The organism is Ferroglobus sp. (genome assembly GCF_015521575.1).
GTDB lineage: Archaea > Halobacteriota > Archaeoglobi > Archaeoglobales > Archaeoglobaceae > Ferroglobus.
Window position 1 is genome coordinate 1 of the sequence record NZ_WANY01000013.1, and the last position, 4,842, is coordinate 4,842.

A 4,842-nucleotide genomic window follows, 5' to 3' on the forward strand; every position below is an offset into this window, starting at 1 on the left:
GTTCAGAACCGGAAGGTCTAAGCTGCCGGTTATAGATGAAAAAGGAAAGCTCATTGGAATAATCTCGAATACGGATGTAATAAGGAGTCAGATAGAGAGAGCAGATCCTAAAAAAGTTGAAAACTTAAGGAAAACGATAGAAAGCGTTCATAACGTTAAGACCGAGCTTAAGAGAGGTAAAATTGAAGTTGACAGAATTATTCCCACTCAAACGAAAGTTTACGCCGACGAACTTAGGGGAAGAATTTACGAACTGAAAAAAGGTCTTGCTGAACCTGTTATCGTCATAAAGAAGGGGGCAAAATACTATTTGGTAGACGGGCACCACAGAGTTGTGGCGGCTAAAAAGATAGGAATAGATAAACTCGACGCGTACATCATAGAAGTTCCGGAAAACGTTGAGCTCGGACTCGAAAAGCTCGTGAGAAAGAAAGGGATAAAATCCGTCAGGGATATTCAGGTTCTAGAAGATGCGACACACCCCTTGGTGGAAATAACCTTCAAAAACTCGAAGTGATAACATGCTGGAAGAACTTCAGGAAATAGTTGAGGAGAGAAAGAAAAACCCCACTCCGGATTCATACACAGCTAAACTGCTCTATCACGAGAAGGGAGAGGATAAAGTACTCGAAAAGTTTGGGGAGGAAGCGGTGGAGTTGATCCTCGCCTGTAAAAATAAAAATAGGGAAAGTATAATTTACGAAGCAGCCGATTTGCTATACCACCTCGTTGTCCTCCTCTCTAAGTTCGACGTCAAAGTGGAGGAGGTTTACGATGAACTTCGAAGAAGAAAGAAATAATTACTGGATAATCTGGACGGTCAACTTAGATAAGAGGAAGAGCAGAAGTGAAGGTAGAAAGATTCCGAAAAGGTATGCGGTGGCGAACGTTAAACTTAAAGAGCTTATTGAAGCCTGCAAAGCCCTCGGTTTGGAGTTTTACGCTGAAGACAAAAAGTATCCGAAGTCGTGGTGGGAGGAAGGAGGGATGGTCAGAGTTAAAAAGACTGGAAAGAAGCTCGACCTTATGATAGAGTTGGCTAAAAAAATAGCCGAAATGCGAAAATGAAATTGATCTTTCTTCTCTCCGGAGATTTGGAGTACGTGGCGAGAAAAGAAGTTGAGGTTTTTTCAAGAGACATTCTCGGTGGAGAAATTATTCTTGAGGACAGGCAAATATCCGTTGCGGAAGTTTCGGAAGTTAAACGTCTCGAAAGGTTGAGTCTTGTTCACGAAGTAAGCGAATTTCTTTTCTCAGGAAGTTTGGAGGAGCTAAAAAGCTTTGTAAAAGAATTAAAATTGCCGGAAGGAAAGATGTGCGTGAGAGTGAGAAACATCGGAGGGCGTTTCGTACCTTCAAACGAGTTCGAAAAAGAGCTTGGAGCAATTTTTTACAAAAGAGGGGCGAAAATAAGCGTTTCTAAGCCAGACAGAATATTTAGAGTCTACGTCACTGAAAGGAACGTTTATGCTGGCTGGCTCATTCATGTAACAAACACGAAGCAGTTCCTCGAAAGACGTCCAGATCTAAAACCCTTTTTCAGACCCGGAGCAGTTGTTCCGAGATTTGCGAGAAGCTTGGTGAACATAACCGGAGTCGAAAACGGAGTTATTCTCGACCCTATGTGCGGAACAGGGACTATGATAATAGAAGCCGGATTGATGAATCTCGATTTCGTTGGAGTTGAGGCTTTTGAAAAAATCGCAAAAGGTTGTGCGATCAATTTGAGATACTACAATCTTCCAGTGAACGTTATCGTCGGAGATGCCAAGAATCTTCCTTTGGCTGATGAGAGTGTTGATGGAATTGTAACGGACTACCCATACCTCCAATCGTCGATGAGCTTCGGAGATTTGAAGGAATTGTACGAAAAAAGCTTTCCAGAATTTCACAGAGTTCTGAGAGGTGAAAGAATAGTTTTTCTTACGAACATGGACGTAGAAGAATTTTTCGAGGACTACTTCATCCTCGAATCTAAGTTCTACCAAAAAGTTCACAAGAGTCTTACGAGAAGGATATACATTTGCAAAAAGAAAAATTAAATGCTCTTATTGCTCCTTTTTGCCCTTTTTCGCCTCAGCGAAGTATTCAAGAATTTCTATTGGAATCGGAAACACGATCGTCGTGTTTTGAGCGTTGGATATTTCGTTCATCGTCTGAAGAATTCTCAGCATCATAGCCCCTCTACTCTCCGAAAGTATCTCCGCTGCCTCTTTTAACTTCAACGCCGCCTGATACTCTCCGTCAGCCCTTATTATCTTCGCTCTCCTCTCTCTTTCAGCCTCAGCCTGCATGGCCATTGCTCTCTGCATCTCCTTTGGCAGCTCAACGTCCTTTATCTCTACAGCCGAAACCTTTATTCCCCACTGATCCGTGGCTTCGTCTATTATCTGCTGAAGCTTTAAATTCAGTTTTTCTCTTTCAGATAAAAGTTCGTCAAGTTCAGCCTGCCCTATAACGCTTCTCAAAGTCGTCTGGGCAATTTGAGCTGTGGCAAACTTGTAATCGTAAACTTCAGTTATCGCCTTTTCCGGATCGACAACTCGGTAGTAAACGACCGCATTAACTCTTACTGTAACGTTATCTCTCGTAACGACTTCCTGCGGTGGAACATCGTAAGTAACGGTTCGCAGATCGACGACTTGCATGCTTTCAAGAATAGGAATTACGTAGAATATCCCCGGCCCCCTTGCACCTACGAGTCTACCAAGTCTAAAAATTACGCCCCTCTCGTACTCCTTAACGATTCTGATTCCCGAAAGGAGGAACAGGATTATGACTATCGCCAGTCCAAATAGTATCGTATCGCTTAAAGCCATAAAATAGAAATTTAACTTAAACAAATAAGTTTTTCGATGGATTTATATGTAGCGGTTTTTAAAATCGTGTAGGTGATAAAGGAGCAGTTCAGGGAAATAAATAAGAGATTCGTGGAGAAATACGAAAAAATAGACGATTCTAAGGAGTTCTACGAGTTCATGGCTAAGCCAATAAGACAGAGCTTCAGAGTTAACACACTGAAAATCGACATAGATAGTGTTGTAAAAAGACTTTCCGAGGAATTCGAACTCGAAAAAGTTCCTTGGTGCAGAGAGGGTTTCTTCGTTTACGGGGAGGGAATAACCAAAACTCCAGAATTCGCTCTCGGCTTGATATTCATGCAGGAAGCTTCTTCGATGATTCCTCCAGTTGTCATGGATTTAGAAGAGAACCTCTTTGTTCTCGATATGGCTGCAGCTCCCGGAGCGAAAACGACACAGATATCCCAGTACATGAACAACACTGGCTGCGTGATTGCCAACGACGTGAAGTATTCAAGGCTGAACATCCTCATTTCGAACATTCAGAAGTACGGGTGCGTAAATGTTGTTGTGACGGAAAAGGATGGGAGGTACTTTGGAAGATTCAAAGACACTTTCGACAGGGTTTTACTCGATGCCCCCTGCAGCAATGTTGGCATGATCAGAAAGAACTACAAATACTTAAAGCTCTGGAGGCAGAGGGAAGTGGAAGCTCTGTCGAGATTGCAAAAAAGCTTGATTTTAGCGGCTTACAAATCTCTAAAGCCAAAAGGTGTACTCGTCTACTCTACTTGCACCCTCGATCCGGAAGAGAATGAGGAAGTGATCGATTACCTCCTTTACAACACGGATGCCAAGCTTGAAAAAATAAAGCTTCCGATAAAGTCTACAGATCCGATATTGGAGTTCAACGGAAAAAAGTACAGCGAGGAAGTAAAAAAATGCCTCAGAATTCACCCTCAAGATAACGACACCGAAGGATTTTTCGTCGCCAAGGTGGTGAAACCGTGAACTACGTAGAAATTTTGAAAGAAATTTACGGAGTTGAAAAAGTAAGTTTCGAACTTAAAAAGATGGGAAAGGATAGGCTCTACGCCTTTCTAAGGTGCGAAAAGAAAGACGAGCTTGAGATAAAAGAGTACCACCAAGGTGTTTACTTCGGTAAGCTCGAAAAAGATGGGATAAGGTTGAGCATAGAGGGATGCTACTTACTTCGAGACGAGATTAAAAAGAATATCATCGAAGTTTCCTACGAAGATGCGATTAAGTGGCTAAAAGGAGAGGATCTGAACATTCCTTACAAGGGATACGTTGTTTTAAAGTGGGGAAAATATTTTCTGGGGTGTGGAAAGGGAGATGGAAAGAAAATAAGGAACTACGTACCAAAAGAGAGAAGGATAATCTAACAAAACATTATTAAACTACAAAACCAACGCTTAAAAATGGATCCCAGAGCGTTTTATAAAATAAGTTACGGTCTCTACGTAGTCTCTTCAGCCTACGAGGGCAAATTGAGCGGGCAAATAGCAAATACCGTTTTTCAGGTTTCCTCAGAACCTCCGATGATTGCAGCGTGTTTGAACAAGAAAAACTTCACCCACGAAATCGTCAAAGCGAGTAAGGTCTTTGCCGTCAGCGTTTTGGACATTGAAACTCCCCTAACGTTCATAGGAAGATTCGGATTCAGAAGCAGTAGAGACTTCGACAAGTTCGAGGGTGTGGATTACGAAATCGGAGTAACTGAGTCTCCTGTAGTAATCCAGCACGCATCAGCGATTTTCGAGGCGAAGGTCGTAAAGGAATGTGACGTCGGAACTCACACGTTGTTTATCGGAGAAGTAGTAAGAGCCGAGCTGAGGAGAGATTCTGAAGTTTTAACTTACGCCGATTATCATCGCATTAAAAAGGGCAAAACGCCAAAAACCGCTACAGTTTACTTCGAAAAGTGAAGTTAGTTGCGAAGCTGCAAAAACAACGAACCATCACGATTTTTTTACCACTCACTTTTTGCGTTTTTGGTCATTTTAAGTTAAGTTAATTA

The 4,842-nt window shown here is 42.1% G+C and carries 8 protein-coding genes; 7 read left to right on the forward strand and 1 reads right to left on the reverse strand.

The window, feature by feature from the left end:
* The 4 genes from F7C14_RS00590 to F7C14_RS00605 all read left to right on the forward strand — a co-directional run.
* Positions 1-517 (forward strand): ParB N-terminal domain-containing protein (locus F7C14_RS00590; protein WP_290898549.1); only part of this gene is annotated, 517 nt, incomplete at its 5' end.
* Positions 518-521: 4 nt separating this feature from the next.
* The gene (hisE, locus tag F7C14_RS00595; RefSeq protein ID WP_290898555.1) at positions 522-800 is read left to right on the forward strand and encodes a phosphoribosyl-ATP diphosphatase; all 279 of its coding nucleotides are present in this window, start codon (positions 522-524) and stop codon (positions 798-800) included.
* Positions 775-1,068 (forward strand): signal recognition particle subunit SRP19/SEC65 family protein, encoded by a 294-nt coding sequence (locus F7C14_RS00600; protein WP_290898560.1) that lies wholly within the window; start codon positions 775-777, stop codon positions 1,066-1,068. The genes hisE and F7C14_RS00600 overlap by 26 nt, the downstream gene beginning before the upstream one ends.
* Positions 1,065-2,042: a THUMP domain-containing protein gene (locus F7C14_RS00605; protein WP_290898566.1), complete on the forward strand. Its 978-nt coding sequence runs from the start codon at positions 1,065-1,067 to the stop codon at positions 2,040-2,042. Before F7C14_RS00600 ends, F7C14_RS00605 begins: the two co-directional genes overlap by 4 nt.
* Positions 2,043-2,048: 6 nt before the next feature.
* On the opposite strand, the gene F7C14_RS00610 is transcribed toward F7C14_RS00605, so the two are convergent.
* Positions 2,049-2,819: a slipin family protein gene (locus F7C14_RS00610; protein WP_290898571.1), complete on the reverse strand. Its 771-nt coding sequence runs from the start codon at positions 2,817-2,819 to the stop codon at positions 2,049-2,051.
* A 72-nt stretch (positions 2,820-2,891) separates the two neighbouring features.
* Here F7C14_RS00610 and F7C14_RS00615 point away from each other — a divergent pair, with 72 nt between their 5' ends.
* From F7C14_RS00615 to F7C14_RS00625, 3 genes are read left to right on the forward strand one after another with little or no spacing between them, the layout of a single operon-like run.
* Positions 2,892-3,812: an NOL1/NOP2/sun family putative RNA methylase gene (locus tag F7C14_RS00615; protein ID WP_290898574.1), complete on the forward strand. Its 921-nt coding sequence runs from the start codon at positions 2,892-2,894 to the stop codon at positions 3,810-3,812.
* Positions 3,809-4,207 carry a hypothetical protein gene (locus F7C14_RS00620; protein ID WP_290898577.1) on the forward strand — a complete coding sequence of 133 codons (399 nt, stop codon included), beginning with the start codon at positions 3,809-3,811 and terminating at the stop codon, positions 4,205-4,207. Before F7C14_RS00615 ends, F7C14_RS00620 begins: the two co-directional genes overlap by 4 nt.
* A 36-nt stretch (positions 4,208-4,243) precedes the next feature.
* On the forward strand, positions 4,244-4,750 hold the full coding sequence (locus F7C14_RS00625; protein ID WP_290898580.1) for a flavin reductase family protein: 507 nt from the start codon (positions 4,244-4,246) through the stop codon (positions 4,748-4,750).
* The last annotated feature ends 92 nt before the right edge of the window (positions 4,751-4,842 follow it).

Excerpts from the sequence above, each read along its gene's own strand:
- hisE (WP_290898555.1), top strand. The coding sequence starts at position 522 with ATGCTGGAAGAACTTCAGGAAATAGTTGAGGAGAGAAAGAAAAACCCC.
- F7C14_RS00600 (WP_290898560.1), top strand. The coding sequence starts at position 775 with ATGAACTTCGAAGAAGAAAGAAATAATTACTGGATAATCTGGACGGTC.
- F7C14_RS00605 (WP_290898566.1), top strand. The coding sequence starts at position 1,065 with ATGAAATTGATCTTTCTTCTCTCCGGAGATTTGGAGTACGTGGCGAGA.
- F7C14_RS00610 (WP_290898571.1), bottom strand. The coding sequence starts at position 2,819 with ATGGCTTTAAGCGATACGATACTATTTGGACTGGCGATAGTCATAATC.
- F7C14_RS00625 (WP_290898580.1), top strand. The coding sequence starts at position 4,244 with ATGGATCCCAGAGCGTTTTATAAAATAAGTTACGGTCTCTACGTAGTC.